Origin of the sequence: Actinotignum urematis, assembly GCF_051264595.1 — a bacterium.
Lineage (GTDB): Bacteria > Actinomycetota > Actinomycetes > Actinomycetales > Actinomycetaceae > Actinotignum > Actinotignum timonense_A.
Window position 1 is genome coordinate 197013 of the sequence record NZ_JBOZBG010000002.1, and the last position, 14527, is coordinate 211539.

Here is a 14527-nt window from a genome sequence, read left to right on the forward strand (position 1 = left end):
AGCAGCAGGCCGGTGCGCCAGTGCGTTAGTGAGCAAGCGGCACGATCAGACGCGCGTGATCCCCGCGAAGTCAAAGGCGGCCGCGAGATCGTGGTGGAGGCGGGGCACACCCATGATCTCCTGAATATGGCGTTCACCCGCGGTAGAGAGGCGTTCCCACAGCGCATCATCACGCATACCGTCCACAATGGCTCGCGCGAAGTCCTCCGGGCTATTGGCGATCAGCGCAGTCTCGCGGTCCTCCAGGCCCATGCCTTCCGCACCGATATCGGTGGTCACAATAGGCACGCCCCAGGAAAGAGATTCTCCAACCTTGCCCTTCACGCCCGCACCGTAGCGCAGCGGCGCGATGGAGAGCCGGGCCGGATTATACACATCAGCTAAATCAGCGGCGTAGCCGCACAGCTTCACGTCGTTCCCCTCGAAAACGCGCAGCGATTCCGGTGGGTTCTTCCCGTATACATTGACCTCAACATCGCCCAGTTCCTCGCGGACCAGCGGGTGCACCTCGGTGAAATACCAGTGCAGGCCATCCGCGTTCGGGGGATGGGCGAAAGAACCAATAAAACTTATGCTGCGCCGCCCCTGCAATCCCGCGGGGTGCTCCACCGGAACGTGCACATTCCCCACCACAAAGACCGGAAGTTCGGGATGGACCGCATGCAGCATTTTTGCTTCCTCGGAAGAAACAACCAGGGTGGCGGTGCTGGCCCGCATAACCCCGAGCTCCAATTCCTTGGTTTGGTGCGCAGCGGTGATAAGGGCATCATCACCGGCCAGTTTCGCTTCGCGTAATTCGCGGGTGCCGTGCAGGTCCACCGTGTCAAAAATAACGGGGACGCCCGGAAGTGCGTGGGTCACCGGGAAGATGGCAGCTGCGGCCACCCCGACCCGGGACAGGATCACTCCGCGTACATTTCCACGAAGCAAAATAGTAAGAGCGTAGGCGCTGATATTAGTTTGGCCGTGTTCATTGAACGAGTCGTAGACTACTTGAATTCCACGTTTCGTCAGGTTTCCAACATAAGGTTCGGGACGTTCCTTATTTTGCGGGATGAATATCGGTTGGTATCCGAGCCGGAGCAGCTCCAGCAGAATCTGCTCCATCCGCACCGAGCCAGAGTCCAGATCTGGGGTGATAACGGCGCCGTCGCATACAATAACAACATTTTTGGTATGAACAGCACGCTCCATTTCGAAGTCCGGGTCCTGGTAGCGGCTCAGCGGCTGTGATGCTAATTCTTTTGCCCATTTCTGAGCGAATTTTGCCTTATTAATGACCTGGTAGCGCTTCGTACCCTGCGAGGTATCTGTTCCATTCGAGACGCCTTCGTGGTGAATGACAAGGGAGCGCGGTTCGTAAACGGTACGGTAGCCCAGGCGCCGCACTTCAAAAGCTAGATCGGTATCTTCGTAATAGGCGGGGATATAGCGCTCATCGAAGCCACCTAACTCGTCAAGAATCGACTTGCGCACCGCCAAGCAGGCCCCGGAGCAATAATCCACATCCCGGAAATAGGTATAGGAGTGATTTTCCGGGTTATTGCCGTTGCCATAGTTTTCCGTAACGCCGTCGGCAAAAACGACGCCACCTGCCTCCTGAAGCGTGCCATCCGCATATACCAAACGAGCACCTACCAGCCCGATGGAGGGATCTTCCATGCGTTCCACGATAGGAATAAGCCAGGTGGGGCTGACCTCGGTGTCATTATTGAGATAGACAACAATCTCACCGCGAGCATGCTGGAGGCCGGTATTACAGGCCCGAATAAAGCCGCCATTTTTCGGCATATGAATGACCCGCAAGCCGAAAATACGATCCAGTTTCTTCCCGGTGGAATCCGGAGAACAATCATCCACCACGATGATTTCATAAGGAATATTCCCCGCGGTTGCCGCCACCGCCTTCAGGCAGGCAAATGTTTCCTTCCAATGCCCGTACACCGGAATAATGATGGACACCAGGGGCTGCTCCGAACAGGGCACCCGGTAGTGAACCTTCTGGAGCACTTTGCGACCGGCAGCTTCCGCACCCGGAACGTGGCGGAGTGCGGAGCGGAGTGCGGCTTTGGCCGAGGAGGAAGAAATAGTGGTCACGGCGGAATCCTTTGGTTGAAGAGGCGGCATCGGCTTTCTGCTCTTTGAATTGTACTGTAGCGGACCCGCGGCACGCGGGAGGCGAGGACGTGGCGGTGCCGCGGAGCTTGTTAGGCTAGGTGCTGGATCATCGCGACTGCGGCGGAGAGGGATATGAAACTATTTGTGCAGGTTCCGTGTTTGAACGAGGAAAAGACCTTGCCCCTGGTACTGGAATCCATCCCTAAGGAAATTCCGGGCATCGATAGCATTGAGATCCTCATTATTGATGACGGTTCCACCGATGCCACCGTTGAGGTCGCGAAATCCTACGGGGTGAAACACTTTGTGCGCCACGCCCGCAACCAGGGCCTGGCCCGCTCCTTCCGGGACGGGGTGGAATACGCGCTCGCGAACGGCGCGGATATTGTGGTGAATACCGACGGCGATAACCAGTACCCCCAGGAAGCCATCCCGGAACTGGTAGCTCCCATCGTGGCCGGGCACGCCGATATCGTTATTGCTGATCGCCAAACCTCAAAAATCGCGCACTTCTCCCGCTTCAAGAAGCTCATGCAGAATGTGGGTTCCCGGGTGGTTAACCGGGCGGCCGGCACCAAACTTCCGGACGCCGCCTCCGGATTCCGGGCCTACTCCAAGGGCGCGCTCTACCGCCTCAATGTGGTCACCCAATTCTCCTACTGCATGGAGACCATTATCCAAGCCGGAAATAAGCGGCTGCGCATCGACTCCGTGCCCATCACCACCAACCCAAAAACCCGCGAATCACGCCTGTTCTCCAATATTTTCCAGCACATGTTCAAATCCGGGACCGCGATTGTGCGCTCCTACCTCATGTTCAAACCCCATGTGCCCCTGGGCTGGACGGCGGCAATCACCGGGATCCTGGGTGCCATCCCCTTCATTCGCTTCCTCATCTTCTACTTCATGGGGCAGGGCGCCGGCCATATCCAATCCCTTATTTTCGGCTCGGCCATGATCGTGGCCTCCATTATCTCCATCACCATCCTCATCATCGCCGACCTCCTCAAAACCAACCGCGTCCTCCTCGAACAGCAACTAGAAGGTATCAAAGCCCTGCGTTTCGGCCCGCCGCGCCCGCTGGCTGCCGCCGCGAGCACCGACCAAGCCCCCAATGCCCTCGACGTTCCCGAAATGGATGACCCAGATCACCCAGATGATCCGGCTGCCGCCGCGAACGGGGGAGCCACCCGGTGAGAATCCTTGGCTTTGGCACCTACAACACCGCGAACCACCCCCGGGTCGGGGTGCTGCTGCGCGGGCTGGCCGAGCACGGCCACACGGTCCGCGAGCTCAATATTCCCCTCGATACCGGCACCGCCGGCCGGGTAGCGGCCCTCGCCAGCGCCCGCGGGGCTCTTTCCTTCGGAGCGGATATTGCCCGGCACTGGTGGCATCTGGTGCGCGCTTCCCGGCGCTTCCGCGGCCCGCATGCACCGGACGTTATCGTGGTGGGCTACCTCGGCCACTTCGATGTGCTCCTGGCCCGCCTCCTCTTCCCGCGCACCCCCATCGTGCTCGACCACCTCATTTTCGCCTCCACCACCGCCACCGACCGCGGCCTCAACACCGGTATCAAAGACCGCCTGCTGCGCACCCTGGATAGCGCCGCCATTCGCGCCTCCACCATCACGGTCCTGGATACCCCCGCGCACCTCGCGCAGATGCCCGAAAGCCTGCGCGCTCGCGGTGTCGTCGTGCCCGTGGGCTCGCCCGAAAGTTTCTTCGCGGCCCGCAGCCCGCATCCGGTTCACACCCCGCCCCGCGTGGTGTTCTACGGCCTTTTCACCCCGCTCCAGGGCGCCGTCACGATTGCGCGCGCCCTGCGCCTCCTCGAGGAGCGCGGCGTAGACCTCGAGGTCACCCTCATCGGTACCGGTCAAGATTACGCCGAAGCGCGCGCGATTCTGGAAGACGAAAGCACCCACGTGCGGGTAACGTGGCGGGATTGGGTCGACGCCGTCGCGCTACCGCGCGAAATTGCCGGCCATGACCTCTGCCTAGGCATCTTCGGGACTTCGGATAAGGCCCAGCGCGTGGTTCCCAATAAGGCCTACCAGGGCATGGCCGCCGGCCTGGCCCTCATCACCTCCGATACCGCCCCGCAGCGCGATATGCTCGGGGACGCCGCCTCCTATGTTCCCGCGGGGGATGCGAGTGCCCTAGCCGATATGCTGGACAGTTTCGCCGCGGATCCGGAATCCATCGCCGCGGCCCGTACCCGAGCCAGCGAGCGCGCGGATAATGCTTTCCACCCCGCTCAAGTGGTACGCCCTCTCCTCGCGGCCCTCGACCGGGTACCGGGCAGGCGGGGTACGGGCGCGGCCACCCACCACGCCAAAGAAAAGAGCCCCCGGTGAAGAAAATCCTCAGCGTCCTGCAAGCACCAGCTGTGCGGGCCGGCTTTATGCTCCTCGCGGTGATTGCCGCGATCTGGGCAATCGTGGCCAACCGGGAAGCGGTGGGGGAGGCGCTCGCGGCGCTGCCCTGGTGGGTGAGCCTGGCCGGAATCGCGCTCTCCCTGCTCTACGTGGCCTGCACGATGGTTTCCTGGCGCTATCTTCTCAATGACGTGGGCCAACCCGTGCCCGCCCGGGTGGCCCGGCGTATTTTTTACACCTCGCAGGTGGCGAAATACCTGCCCGGCGGAGTGTGGAATTTTGTGGCGGCCGCGGAAATGGGCGCGGCACATTCCATCGCCCGGCGGCGCTCCTTCGTGGCGCTGCTTCTCTCCATGGTGGTCTCTATCGTGACCGGCCTGGTGCTGGCGGTCCTCGCGCTGCTCCTGGGCCCGGCCGGCCTCATGGAAGAATACGGCTGGCTCGCCCTGGCCATTCCCGTGGGCGTGGTGGCCCTTATCCCGCCTGTTCTCAATAGGATCATTAGCCTGGGCTTGAAAATTCTGGGGCGCGGGGCGCTGGAAGCCCAGCTGAGCTGGCGGGGTACCGGCCTGGCGGCACTGTGGGCCGCGGCCGGCTGGCTCCTCATGGGTGCCCAACTCTGGCTCATGCTCATCTACCAGGGCATGGCCGCTTCGCTGCCGACCTTCCTGCTCGCCACCGGCGGCTACGCCCTGGGCTGGACCGTAGGTTTTCTGGTGTTCTTCGTCCCGGCCGGGGTGGGAGTGCGGGAATTGGCTCTTGCCGCGGTACTTTCTACCGCGGTTGGAAGCGGGCCGGTTGTCGTCGTCGTACTACTTTCGCGTGTTTTCACGACCCTCGCGGACGTGAGCCTCGGACTCCTCGCCGGCCTCGCCGCGCGCCGCGCGGCCCGCCGTTAAGGTGTGCGGATGCAGATACTCGCGCCAGGCGCGGCGTAGCGCGCTCAGGTGCGGGCGGTAGCGGCGCACCACAAGATACGCAACCGCGCAGGAAAGTCCCACGCACAAAAGGAGACCCAGCAGCGCGCGGGGCGGCGTCGTCCATAAAACCGCGAAGACGGGGGTCCGCAAGCCCACATAAAAACGCCAGGCCATCCGCACCGTGAAATCAATGGTCGTCACGGCGAAAAGCAGGGCCCCGGCCAACGAAAGTACCGGAATCAGGCGCGAATCGCGGGCAGAATCGGTGCGTTCACGCAGCTCGTGGTGCTGGAGGAGAGCCGCCGCGCAGGTCACCAAGAAGGGGAAGAAGAAGGGGAACCAGTAGCGGCCCTGCCACATGACGAGCGGGATGCGATCCGCCACCGCGGTATTGAGGAGCAGGGCGCTGAAGGGTAGCACCACCACCCCGAAAATAACCGCGCGGCGGTGGTGGCGCGCCCCGGCCCGGTAGACAGCAATGAGCAGGCAGGCGAAGAAAATCACGTAGCACAGGGAAACCGGGCTGCTCGGCTCCACGTTGCGCCAGCCCGCGGTTCCGATTGTTTCGTGAATGTAATAGGGCATGGTCCCCAGGATTTGCAGGCCCATGCGGAAAGCACCCTTATTGGCCACCGGATCGGGTGCTTTCCCGTAGGTGGAGGCCAGGTAATTCCAGCCGAACCAGGCCAGGCATCCCAGGGCGCACAGCCCGAGGAAAATCCAGAATCCGGGGGTGCGCAGGTAATGCCGCACCGCCACGCGCCCAAAAATAATAGCGAAAAGTAAACAGAGCAGGATCGCCCAGTAGGGGCCTACCGGGCGCGCGCAAATGAGGGGGATGGCGGCCAGCCCCCCGCCAATCCACCGCCACAATTCTTCGCGGGCGGGAACCCGGTTGAGGAGAGGGAGGAGGAAACCGGTGAGGGCCAGGGCCGCCCCGATTTCCATCGACTGCGGATTAGAAAAACCACTGAGGGAATAGAAACCCGGGGCCAGCAGACCGATGGTGAGATAGGGGAGCGCCGCGCTGCGCAACCCCGCGTACAGAGAAGAAAAGCCGAGCGCTGCCAGCCCGGCGAAAAGCCCGGCAGAAAGCACCCGGATACCCCACAGCACGTATTTCCCGGAAGCGAACAGCAGGGGCCAGTGGGTGAGGTAGTAGTAGAGCGGCGGGTAATTAACCGCCGAGGTGCCCTGGGAGATAAGTTCGTCGTTCGTGGTGAAAATGCGCGAGCAGAAGGCGGTGGCGGCCGGGTCGTGGCGCCAGCAATCCGGGGCGCCGCGCCGCAAAAACGCGGGGGCCTCCACGCGAATACTTTTTTGGGGGATTTGCCCGGTGACCACCGCGTAGCCGTAAATTTCGTGCTGGGTTTCGTCGGGGCCGCCGTTGAGCGGGGTGAGCAAACTGAGCCCCATCGCATAGATAAAGAACCCGACGAATGCGAGGAGGAACATTTTCCCGTGCACTACCCGCCGGCGGTCCTGCGAAAAATCGATGGAACGCGCCTCAGCAGCATTGCCGCCCATGATCACCTCGATGAGTTATTGATTGACGTACATCTCATAACAAATAAGCCCCTGGAATTATATGACGGGCAGGCAAGAATCGGCACATCTGCGGGTGGAACGCCACGTGAGCACCAGGTACGTGCCCGCTACCGCGATAGCGAGCGCGGCGCCGATAAGGGCGTGCGGCGGGGTATCGGTGAGGACCCGCCACAGCGGCGCCGTGGTGATACCCGCGTAAAAACGCCAGGCCATCCGCACCGTAATATCAACGGTCGCCAGGAAAAAGAGGGTGGAGGTTGCCCGCGCCAGGGCCCCGCTTATATTGGTACGACGGCGCCCGGAGGTTGCTATAACAGCCACGCACACCCAGAAGAGCGGGAAGAGGAAGGGGAAGCCGTAGCGGCCCTGCCAGATGGGGAAGGTGGTGCGGCTGAGCACCAGGGTATTCATAAGGATGGCGCTGAGCGGCAGGGAAATAAAAGCCAGGGCGATGGAGAGGCGGTGCCGCCGCTGCCCCCAGCGCCACGCGGCCGCCACCACGGCGAAGAGGACCACCCAGTAGAGCACCGTGACCGGCACCGAGGTAGTCACGGAGCGCCACCCGCCCGTGCCGATCGTCTCGTGCATGTAGTAGCGGAAATTCCCGAGGAGGCGCAGGGTGAGAGCGCTCCAGCCGTCATTGGTGACTTCGGTGGGGGTGGGGCCGTAGATGGTGGAGATGCGGGTCCAGGCCAGCCAGGCCAGGCAGCCGGCAGCGCACAGGGCCATGAATATCGCGAAGGCGCGGGTGCGAATATACGTGCGCACCCGCTCGCGCCCGAATACCCCGGCCAGGAGCAGGCACATGGCAATAGCCCAGTACGGGCCCACCGGGCGCGCCATAATGAGCAGCAGCGCCGCGCAGCCCCCCGCGATCCAGCGCCGCGCTGTTTCCCGAGGGGGGAGGGGCCGGAGGAGCGGGATGAGGCATCCGGCCATGGCGAGGGCCGCCCCGATTTCCAGACTTTGGGGATTGGAAAAACCCGCGAAAGTGAAGAACGCCGGGGTGAGGACAGTGAGGGCAATAAAGGATTCGAGGCGGTGGGGCAGGCCGGCCGCGAAAGCCGATACCCCGAAAGCCGCCAGCAGGGAAAAGAGGAGCGCTGAACACAGGCGCACCGCCCAGAGCGCCGCCGCTCCGCTGAGGAAGCGCAGCGGCTGGTGGGTGAGGGCGTAGTAGAGGGGCGGGTAATTGACCGCGCTTGTTCCCATTTCCCGCAGGGTGGCATCCGAGCTGATCGGGGGCGAACACCACGCGGTTTGGGAGCGGGTGGTACGCCAGCAATCGGGCGCACCCGAACGCAGGTAGCGCGGGGCGAGCACCCGCTCCGATTCGAGGGGAATATTCCCCGTGACCACCTGGTAGCCGTAAATTTCATGCACGGGTTCATCCGGGGAACCGTGCAGCGGAGTGAGCAGGCTCAAGCCGGTGGTGTAGCAAAGAAAAGCGAGGAAAGAAAAAAGGAAAACCCGGGGGGACCACAGCCCGCGGGAGGGCGGCGCATCCGGAGCTTGCGGGTCCGCGGGGCGAGCTGGATGAGCTGGATGAGCTTGGCGGTGCGAGCGCGATGTCATACTGCCGCGTCACCTATGCGCCCGCCGCGCCGCCGCCGCGCATCGCGTAAGCCTTGGCGCATAAGCTGGCGCCGCTCGGCCCCGCGGTCCAGGAGGAAGCCGTTAAAGGCCAGGTATTTCGCCAGCCACCAGGCATAGCGCACCCGCCACTTGCCCGGGAATAGCGAACTGCCAATAACGCGGGCGGTATTGCGCACCAGGTAATAATTGCGGATTGGGGCGTGCACGTGCACCGGTTGCGTGCGACCGGGAAGAAGAACGACGGCGTCACCTAGGGAATGGTAGAGCCGGGCGGCCGTCACGCATACCAGGCGCCACCCCTGGCTCCGGGCTCGCACGCCCCACTCCAGATCCACGTGGTCAATAAAGAGAGCGGTGCCCATTCCCCCCACGTCATCGAGCGTTTCCATCCGGATGAGGCACCCGGAGGCAATAAGGAAAGCCACGTCAAGCACCGGGCGTTCCAGCTCGGCCGCGGTGGCACGCTTGGGGGCCCACTCGCGGGCAACGTAAACCAGCTGATCCTCCCCTTCGCGTTCTTCGCTGGGGAGGGGGCCGGCCGCACCGATCTGCGGATTGCCGGCCAGTACCTCAAGCAGGCGGGCCACCATATCCGAGCCAACCAGGGAATCCTGATCCATGAGCAGCACGAAACGAGCAGCGCGAGCCCGGGCCTGTTCGATACCGATATTCGTGGCCGCCGCAATCCCGAGATTCTGGGCGAGCGGAACGAACTGGGCACCCACCGCACGAGCACTTTCCGCTACAGCTGCCCGGCGCGATTCTTCCGAACCGTTATCAATAACCACCACGTGCCCCACCTGCAAGACCAACGCGGTGAGACGGGTTTCGCAGTTCCCGTCCGGGTTATAGGTAATGACAACCGCGGTGACCTGGTTGGCGAGGGCGGACAGTTCAGCCCGCTTCATATTTAGCTCCGCAGGGTGGCGAGGAAAGCCTGGACATCCTCATAGCGCGGGAGGAGCCCGCTGCGTTCGGCCTCATCCAGGTCGGGAGCATCGGTATCCTTCGGGGAGAGCAGCAGCTCAAGCTTCTTACCCTGGCGATCAGTTTCCGGGAATACCAGGCCCACTTGCGAGCACAGCGGATTCACCCCGTGTTCCCGCCCGGGAGCGTATTGCGCCGAGCACAGGTAAACCACGGTGGAATCATCTTCCAGGGCCACGAAGCAGTGGCCCAGGCCCTCCGAAATATAAATCGCCTTCCGGGTGTCATCATCGAGAAGAACGGAATCCCACTTCCCGAAGGTGGGGGAGCCCACCCGAATATCAATAACGAAATCGAGAACTGCACCGCGCGGGCACATTACGTACTTCGCCTGGCTGGGCGGCACATCGGCGAAATGGATACCACGAACGGTGCCGGCCTTGGATACCGAGGTATTCACCTGGCGCACATCCAAACGGTGGCCGATTGTTTCTTCAAAAACAGAGGATTTGTAGGCTTCCAAGAAAATACCGCGTTCATCGGGGAAATGCTTGGTGGTGATTTCCCATGCGCCCGCAATCGCTAATTCCCGAATCTCCATAATGTTCCCTCACTCGGCTACTCGATGTACGGGAACTACGATACCTTCTCCGCGCCGGTGATGCGGAAGCTAGACTGGGATAACCAGCGCGTTTCCCGCGGCCCTACCGGTACCATCCGGTGAGGAGGGGATCGCCGGGCGCCCCGTGAATTCCCCGAAGGACCGTATGCGAACCAGTGATACCACCATGAGCTCACGCCGTTTCTATACGTGCGCGGGGCTCCTCACGGTTCTCTTCCTTATCTGGCAGATGCTCTGGGCGCTTGCCAGCCCGCCGCTGCGCACCCCGGATGAACCTCACCACCTCAATTCCGTTATTCGACTCGAGCAGACCGGGCAGTGGCCCGATCCGGGAACAAGCTGGCTCTACCGCGATATTTTTGAAGCCTCCCGGGCCAGCGGCCTGCTGGTGGAAGGAGCTCCCAGCTACTCCCTGCACTACCGCACCCGGTTGGGGCGAGATGCCTGGATCGGCGCGGATCCGGATTCCTACCGCAGCCAGAAACTCCTCCCGCACGAGCAACGCCGCTCTGCGCGAGCTGAAAGCACAGTCCCTATTCTGGATCAGATGACCCAGCACCCCCCGCTTTATTACGCCGGCGGGGCCCTGGTGTTACGCGCCACCGGAATGACGGATGCCCCCTGGGACCGCCAGATTCTTATCCTGCGGCTCTACTCCATTGTGCTGACCTCACCTCTGGTGCCCTGCCTTGTTTTCGCGGCGCGGCGCACCGGACTGAGCCGGCGCGGTGCGCTCCTGGCTTCCGGCACGGTATACGCCATCCCCATGCTCAGCTTTATCTCCGCTTCGGTCACTAACGACGCCCTCTTCATCGGGGCCGGGGCACTCACCATAGCGGCAGTGAGTGCAGCTATGTTCGGTGCCGGGCAGTGGCGCACCGTGCTCGCGGCCGGGCTTGCCTTAGGGCTTGGCCTGTGGAGCAAAGGAACCTTCATCCCCATGGGGCTGGTGGTTTTCCTCGCCTTCCTCGCTAATCCGCGTATAGGTGGATGGGGGCGGCGCCTGGCTCAGGGGTTGAGCGCGGGACTCATCGGTGTTCTCACCGGCGGCTACTGGTGGCTGCGTAATATCGTGCGCTACGGGGTGATCCAACCCGATGGTTTCCAGGCCCAAGCCACGGAGCCGGGCACCGATATCGGTTTCTTCGCCGAGCGGGTGACCACCTCTTTCGTGGACTCTTTCTGGTCGGATTTCGGGTGGCTGGATATCACCTTCGCACCGCTCCTCCTCATTCTTCTCACCCTCCTCACCGTTCTTTTCCTCGCGCGTGCCCTTGGCACCCATCCGGATAAAAGCTGGCGCCTCCTTCTCTTCACCGCGAATATTGTGCTGGTTCTGGGCATGCTCATCGTGCAGGCCTACAACCAGTACCGCGGATTGGGAATTATCGGTGGGGTGCAGGGCCGCTATCTTTTCGCCGGAGCCCTGGGCTTGCTGGTGGTTATTGCGATGGGGGCAGCCGGGCGCCATTGGGATCCGCCGCTCACGGCGCCCGCGGGCCGGCCGCGCTACCGTGAAGAAGCTGGATGGCGCAGTTTCCTCCTGCCCGCAGTGGTGGCCGCAAGCATGCTGCTCTCTGCGTACGCGATGCTGCTGTGGCTGCGTTCGTGCTACCCGGGAGCATTTTTCGGGATGAATCTGGAGCGCTGGGCGCTCGCGGCGGGGCTGCCGGTACCCGTGCTCGGCGCGGCACTGGCGCTCGGATACGCCGCGCTTCTGGGTGCCGGACTGGTGTGCTACCGGCTCACCCGGGTGGAACTACTACCCCAGTTTCGCCCCGCGGAGCTGGCGTACTGCCCCGCCGGCTCCTCCCACCCTGCCGCGGCTGCGGTCCAATGAGTACAATAACGCGGGTATAGACCAAGGAAAGGACACCCATGCGCTGGATGGTTACCGGAAGCCGGGGAATGCTCGGCCAGGATCTCGTTGCTCTGCTGGCACAGCGGGGGCAGAACGTGCTCGCTGTGGATAAGAGCGAGCTGGATATTACCGATCCGGCCGCGGTGGCGCACCTGGTCGATAAGGTCGACGTCGTCGTTAATGTTGCTGCGCATACGGCCGTAGATAAAGCCGAAAGTGAGGAGGCGGCAGCCTTCACCATTAACGCAACCGGCCCGCAAATCCTGGCGCGGCGCACCGCGCAGATCGGCGCGAAACTGGTACAGGTCTCCACAGATTACGTATTTTCCGGCGACGCCGTGGACCCCTACGAAGAAAATGACGTTATGAACCCCAAGGGCGCCTACGGGCGCACCAAAGCGGCCGGGGAGTGGGCGGTACGCGCCGAAACGGAGGACTACTACATCGTGCGGACCGCGTGGCTGTACGGCGCCCAGGGCAATTGCTTCCCGAAAACCATGGCGCGCCTGGCCTCCGAACGCGATGCGCTGTCCGTGGTGACCGATGAGGTGGGGCAGCCCACCTGGACCGTGGATCTTGCCGATCTTATCTACCGCATGGTCGAGGCGAATATTCCCTCCGGGACCTACCACGGCACGTCCTCGGGGAAGACGAACTGGTGGAATTTCACCCGCGAGATCGTCTCGACGCTCGGTAAAGACCCCGCGATGGTGGGGGAGACGACGGCGGCTGCCTTCAACCGGCCCGCTCCGCGCCCGCATTTCTCGGTGCTATCCCACGGCGCCCTGCGCCGGGCCGGTATCGAGCCCATCGGGGATTGGAAGGAACGCTGGGAGACCGCGGCCCCGAGCGTGCTCGCGGAGTACTTGGGCTAGCAGTGGACTAGCGCGGCATACGAACGGGGCGGCCGACACCATGTCAGCCGCCCCGATTGTGTGAATGGGTCCGAGTTACTCGCCCGCCGCGTTCGCGCGAGCGCCCGCTCTAGTAGCTCGCGGAAGGAATATCGTGCTGGGCTTCCAGTAGCCCGAGCAGGTAGTCCCCGTACCCGGATTTACGCAGCTTCTCTCCGCGTACCCGCAGCTCCTCATCGCTGAGGAATCCGCGCCGCCACGCCACTTCCTCCGGGCAGCCCACCGAGAGACCCTGGCGGGCCTGGATGGTGCGCACGAAGCTGGTGGCATCCGCGAGGGAATCGAAAGTGCCGGTATCCAGCCACGCGGTACCGCGGTCGAGCACCTCAACTTTGAGCTTGCCTGCCTCTAGGTACTTGCGATTGACGTCCGTGATTTCGTATTCCCCGCGCGCGGAGGGTTCGAGGTTCCGGGCGATTTCGATAACATCATTGTCGTAGAAGTACAGGCCCGGTACCGCGAAATTGGACTTCGGGTGGGCGGGCTTTTCTTCAATGGAGATCGCCTTGAAATTCTCGTCAAATTCGACGACGCCGTAGGCTCGCGCATCCGAAACATGGTACGCAAAGATAGCGCCACCATCCGGATTGGTATTGCGTTCCAAGCGGCGTCCCATCGTGGGGCCGTAGAAAATGTTATCGCCCAGCACCAGGCCGGCCGGTTCGTTACCGATGAAATCGGCGGCGATGGTGAAAGCTGTGGCCAGGCCGTTAGGAACTTCCTGCACCGCGAAGGAAATACTGATGCCGAATTGGCTGCCGTCCCCGAGGAGCCGGTGGAACGCCGGGGCATCTTCGGGCGTTGTAATAACCATGACATCGCGAATCCCGGCGAGCATGAGCGTGCTCAGGGGATAGTAGATCATCGGTTTGTCATACACGGGTACCAGCTGCTTGGAGGTGCCCAGCGTAACGGGATGAAGTCGAGTGCCGGAGCCTCCGGCCAGAATGATTCCACGCATAGGGTCATTTTTGCTTATTTGCAGGCCGGGCGCCACCGGCCGGGCCGCTTTCGGGGGCTGCCGGGCCGGTTTCAGTGCCTTCAGGCCGGTTTCTGGTACTGCTGGCCGGGTTCGAGTGCCGCCGGCCGGTTACGCTCCTCGTGATTGTGAGCAAATCGCTCACGTGGCCTAAAGCGCACCTGGCCGCGGCAACACGCCGGACTCGAACGAAAGTTCGGGTGGGCAATATACCGCTTTCGCTTGACTTTTTGGGTATGACACGCTTGTAATTTACAAAGAGACCTTGGTTAGAGGAGGACATGTGCGGAGGATTAACCCCGGCTTGCGCGTCGCGGGGAGCGGCGGATTGACACCGCAGGACGCCCAGGATGCCATGCTCGATATCTTCGACCTCGGTTACGATAAAGCGGATTCGGCATCGCTGCATTGGCGTGAATCCGCGCTGTGTGCCCAAACCGATCCCGATATTTTCTTCCCCGAAAAAGGTGGCTCAACCGCCCCTGCCACGTCGATCTGCCACGAATGCCCGGTGCGGGAGGAATGCCTAGAATACGCCCTCCAACATGATATTCGTCACGGTATTTGGGGTGGTATGTCGGATAATGACCGCCGGCGCCTGAGCCGGCAACGCCGCCGCGTCGGCGAGGCATAACCGCCCAGCGCCCGCGCTGGCGTAGCA

12 protein-coding genes are annotated in these 14527 nt (G+C 62.5%); 6 read left to right on the forward strand and 6 right to left on the reverse strand.

Going from position 1 to position 14527, the window contains the following annotated elements:
* Positions 1–45: 45 nt before the first annotated feature.
* Complete coding sequence (locus ACRQDJ_RS02095) at positions 46–2097, reverse strand: glycosyltransferase (RefSeq protein ID WP_284904116.1); 2052 nt, start codon at positions 2095–2097, stop codon at positions 46–48.
* A gap of 153 nt (positions 2098–2250) precedes the next feature.
* Between ACRQDJ_RS02095 and ACRQDJ_RS02100 the strand changes: the two genes are divergently transcribed.
* The 3 genes from ACRQDJ_RS02100 to ACRQDJ_RS02110 are packed head-to-tail and all read left to right on the forward strand — an operon-like array spanning position 2251 to position 5398.
* Complete coding sequence (locus ACRQDJ_RS02100) at positions 2251–3315, forward strand: glycosyltransferase family 2 protein (RefSeq protein WP_284904115.1); 1065 nt, start codon at positions 2251–2253, stop codon at positions 3313–3315.
* Positions 3312–4478, forward strand: a complete 1167-nt coding sequence (locus ACRQDJ_RS02105; protein ID WP_284904114.1) for a glycosyltransferase family 4 protein — start codon at positions 3312–3314, stop codon at positions 4476–4478. The genes ACRQDJ_RS02100 and ACRQDJ_RS02105 overlap by 4 nt, the downstream gene beginning before the upstream one ends.
* Positions 4475–5398, forward strand: coding sequence for a lysylphosphatidylglycerol synthase domain-containing protein (locus ACRQDJ_RS02110; protein WP_284904113.1), 924 nt, complete (start codon positions 4475–4477; stop codon positions 5396–5398). Before ACRQDJ_RS02105 ends, ACRQDJ_RS02110 begins: the two co-directional genes overlap by 4 nt.
* Here the strand turns inward: ACRQDJ_RS02110 and ACRQDJ_RS02115 are convergent.
* The 4 genes from ACRQDJ_RS02115 to ACRQDJ_RS02130 form a co-directional block, all read right to left on the reverse strand.
* Positions 5312–6946 (reverse strand): glycosyltransferase family protein, encoded by a 1635-nt coding sequence (locus ACRQDJ_RS02115; RefSeq protein WP_435717755.1) that lies wholly within the window; start codon positions 6944–6946, stop codon positions 5312–5314. The two genes, ACRQDJ_RS02110 and ACRQDJ_RS02115, sit on opposite strands and share 87 nt — an antisense overlap.
* 57 nt (positions 6947–7003) lie before the next feature.
* Entirely contained in the window at positions 7004–8392 is a 1389-nt protein-coding gene (locus ACRQDJ_RS02120; RefSeq protein WP_435717756.1) for a DUF2142 domain-containing protein, read from the reverse strand.
* Between the two features lie 146 nt (positions 8393–8538).
* The gene (locus ACRQDJ_RS02125; RefSeq protein ID WP_284904109.1) at positions 8539–9471 is read right to left on the reverse strand and encodes a glycosyltransferase family 2 protein; all 933 of its coding nucleotides are present in this window, start codon (positions 9469–9471) and stop codon (positions 8539–8541) included.
* Between the two features lie 2 nt (positions 9472–9473).
* On the reverse strand, positions 9474–10091 hold the full coding sequence (locus tag ACRQDJ_RS02130; protein ID WP_284883091.1) for a dTDP-4-dehydrorhamnose 3,5-epimerase family protein: 618 nt from the start codon (positions 10089–10091) through the stop codon (positions 9474–9476).
* A gap of 166 nt (positions 10092–10257) precedes the next feature.
* Here ACRQDJ_RS02130 and ACRQDJ_RS02135 point away from each other — a divergent pair, with 166 nt between their 5' ends.
* Together ACRQDJ_RS02135 and rfbD are read left to right on the forward strand one after the other, a co-directional pair.
* A complete protein-coding gene (locus ACRQDJ_RS02135) occupies positions 10258–11952 on the forward strand; it encodes a DUF2142 domain-containing protein (protein ID WP_284904106.1) in 1695 nt (564 codons plus the stop codon).
* A gap of 38 nt (positions 11953–11990) precedes the next feature.
* Positions 11991–12848: a dTDP-4-dehydrorhamnose reductase gene (gene rfbD / locus ACRQDJ_RS02140; protein ID WP_284904104.1), complete on the forward strand. Its 858-nt coding sequence runs from the start codon at positions 11991–11993 to the stop codon at positions 12846–12848.
* Positions 12849–12957: 109 nt separating this feature from the next.
* Here the strand turns inward: rfbD and rfbA are convergent, their stop codons facing one another.
* Positions 12958–13848, reverse strand: coding sequence for a glucose-1-phosphate thymidylyltransferase RfbA (rfbA, locus tag ACRQDJ_RS02145; RefSeq protein ID WP_284904102.1), 891 nt, complete (start codon positions 13846–13848; stop codon positions 12958–12960).
* A gap of 301 nt (positions 13849–14149) precedes the next feature.
* Between rfbA and ACRQDJ_RS02150 the strand changes: the two genes are divergently transcribed.
* Positions 14150–14500: a WhiB family transcriptional regulator gene (locus ACRQDJ_RS02150; protein WP_425319833.1), complete on the forward strand. Its 351-nt coding sequence runs from the start codon at positions 14150–14152 to the stop codon at positions 14498–14500.
* The last annotated feature ends 27 nt before the right edge of the window (positions 14501–14527 follow it).

What these genes read in the sequence shown, in the direction of transcription:
- ACRQDJ_RS02100 (WP_284904115.1), top strand. Translation starts at nt 2,251, where the DNA reads ATGAAACTATTTGTGCAGGTTCCGTGTTTGAACGAGGAAAAGACCTTG.
- ACRQDJ_RS02115 (WP_435717755.1), bottom strand. Translation starts at nt 6,946, where the DNA reads ATGGGCGGCAATGCTGCTGAGGCGCGTTCCATCGATTTTTCGCAGGAC.
- ACRQDJ_RS02125 (WP_284904109.1), bottom strand. Translation starts at nt 9,471, where the DNA reads ATGAAGCGGGCTGAACTGTCCGCCCTCGCCAACCAGGTCACCGCGGTT.
- ACRQDJ_RS02130 (WP_284883091.1), bottom strand. Translation starts at nt 10,091, where the DNA reads ATGGAGATTCGGGAATTAGCGATTGCGGGCGCATGGGAAATCACCACC.
- ACRQDJ_RS02135 (WP_284904106.1), top strand. Translation starts at nt 10,258, where the DNA reads ATGCGAACCAGTGATACCACCATGAGCTCACGCCGTTTCTATACGTGC.
- rfbD (WP_284904104.1), top strand. Translation starts at nt 11,991, where the DNA reads ATGCGCTGGATGGTTACCGGAAGCCGGGGAATGCTCGGCCAGGATCTC.
- rfbA (WP_284904102.1), bottom strand. Translation starts at nt 13,848, where the DNA reads ATGCGTGGAATCATTCTGGCCGGAGGCTCCGGCACTCGACTTCATCCC.